This is a genomic window from Paenibacillus sp. NPDC058177, from assembly GCF_042883835.1.
Lineage (GTDB): Bacteria > Bacillota > Bacilli > Paenibacillales > Paenibacillaceae > Paenibacillus_AQ > Paenibacillus_AQ agri.
Genome location: NZ_JBHVVB010000018.1, coordinates 1 through 1,952, shown reverse-complemented (window position 1 = coordinate 1,952; position 1,952 = coordinate 1). Strand labels below are relative to the sequence as shown.

General features: G+C 37.9%; 3 protein-coding genes. All 3 read right to left on the bottom strand.

The window, feature by feature from the left end:
* Positions 1 to 49: 49 nt before the first annotated feature.
* Positions 50 to 958, bottom strand: a complete 909-nt coding sequence (locus ACFVU8_RS29930) for a rolling circle replication-associated protein (protein ID WP_375839305.1) — start codon at positions 956 to 958, stop codon at positions 50 to 52.
* A gap of 90 nt (positions 959 to 1,048) precedes the next feature.
* A complete protein-coding gene (locus tag ACFVU8_RS29925) occupies positions 1,049 to 1,222 on the bottom strand; it encodes a hypothetical protein (protein WP_375839303.1) in 174 nt (57 codons plus the stop codon).
* Positions 1,223 to 1,704: 482 nt separating this feature from the next.
* Positions 1,705 to 1,952: hypothetical protein (locus tag ACFVU8_RS29920; RefSeq protein WP_387432175.1), on the bottom strand; the 248-nt coding region annotated here is incomplete at its 5' end.

Genomic DNA, 1,952 nt, shown 5'->3' with positions numbered 1-1,952 from the left:
CCCTTCGGGAAATAAAAAAAACGGCTCCATAAAGAGGAACCGTTTTGCTTCAAAAATCACGTTTTGTGTTATACTGGAGAAACGAAATTGTGTTTTCAAAATTGTCATTTTCGACATGATAACTTTTCTCGTAGTGTGGTTTTGCCGAACCCACTACTTTTTTTATGTCTCCGAACTTCATTTCTTCCCGTTCCGGCTTAACAATCCCTTTTGATTTTCGATACATATTCATTCCGGAAGGATACATGTGCAGCCGTCCGCCTTTTAAAAATTTCTTTTCCCGACCTTCTACGATCTTTGTTTGCACCTCACAGCCCTCTGAAGCCACTTTTAAGGCTGTTTCCCTGTCTTGGACATCTTCTAGGTCTATATCAGTCAAATAAGCGCTCAAATAGGCTCCTATGTTGTCTATATCCTTTAATGACTTGATTGTTACAAATCCTAAACCCCATAGACTCCTTAATTCAGCATTTTTAATATAAATCTTATCCAAATCATTAAAGCGCATTAAAACATGACAATGCCAGGCTCCACGTCCTTGTGGCTCTACCACCGATAAATAATCTATCGAACTTTCTTTCTTGTATTTATAACGCAACCTGTCGATAAAATTTTGAAAATCACTATAAAGTTTTTTCGTGTCCGTCATATTTTTCTTGTATGTCAAAGTTATATGTAATTCATTTGGCCGTCCTATAAAATTGTTATTTATCAAATAACGCAGCTTCTTAAAGGTTTGTCTCAAAGAATTATAATTTTCCTGCCGATTTTCCGAATGCTCGAACTCCCGGATCTCCCCAGTAGAGAGGTCTACAAACCTATCCTTGTCCAATTTTTTGATATTATTTTTCCGGTTCATCTTCTCCATATGCTGAACTTCAATGACGTGATTCATAGTGGTCACTTTTACAACATCATTTGGAGCTATGAAAACCGCGTCACCATTGCGTTTATCCATCCATTTCCCCTCAATTTTTCCTGTAATGTTTAATTAAAATCAAGTTAATAATAAAGAACCCCAAATCCGAAGTCAGTTTTTCAACAAAAATTAGCGTCCTTTTCCCAAATAGTCCCTATACAATTCCTTAATAGCAAACTCAATTACAGCATCTTTTGAAACTCTTCCAAATTCATTGTGTTTTGTAAAATGTTCGGCTAATAACTCTAGCTTTTTAAATGTTTCAACAGTAATTCGAGGTCCAATTTGTTTTTTCTCTTCCATCCAAACACACTCCTAACAAGTTGTTAACATAATTCTAACATTGGAAATAATAGAATTCAAGAACAGAAAAAAGAAGCACACTCGGAATGATATTTCGTTTCCTTTTGATTCCGAGCCTCCACCCCTTACAATCCCCAAAGGCAACCGACAAGGGAAAATTCGTCCCTTATCGGCACCTCCGGAAATTGTACAGCAAGGGGTCACTCCCAATAAAAAGACTACGACATATAAAACAGGTTTAGCTTCAGAGAAAAAGAGCATAAGGAAACTCGGTGCCACCCTAAAAAAAAGGGTGTCAAACAGGCTGTGCCTGTTGAGTTTCTATGCTCTTAGAACAGGTGCCGTTTTTGAAGCCAAAGATATAGCATAGATACCCCATAGATATAGCAGGGATATACCAAAATATCTCTAGAGATACGGGTATCTATGCTATATCTCTCTACAAGATTCCTCCACACGCTTGACGGAAATGCTTCAGCATTTTAGCACTCACTCGACAGAGTGTATAAGTGCGCCATTCGGAATTTCAAAGCTTCAAATTTCACAGAGAGTGCCCATTTATACACACCCCCTAAATCGTGGTGTGACAATGGGTTCTCGCCGGCTCGAAATCGGTTTGTCATTCTGACAAATAACCCTTCGGGAAATAAAAAAAACGGCTCCATAAAGAGGAACCGTTTTGCTTCAAAAATCACGTTTTGTGTTATACTGGAGAAACGAAATTGTGTTT

Bases quoted from the DNA above. Each gene is read 5' to 3' on its own strand.
- ACFVU8_RS29925 (WP_375839303.1), bottom strand. From the start codon at position 1,222: ATGGAAGAGAAAAAACAAATTGGACCTCGAATTACTGTTGAAACATTT.
- ACFVU8_RS29930 (WP_375839305.1), bottom strand. From the start codon at position 958: ATGGATAAACGCAATGGTGACGCGGTTTTCATAGCTCCAAATGATGTT.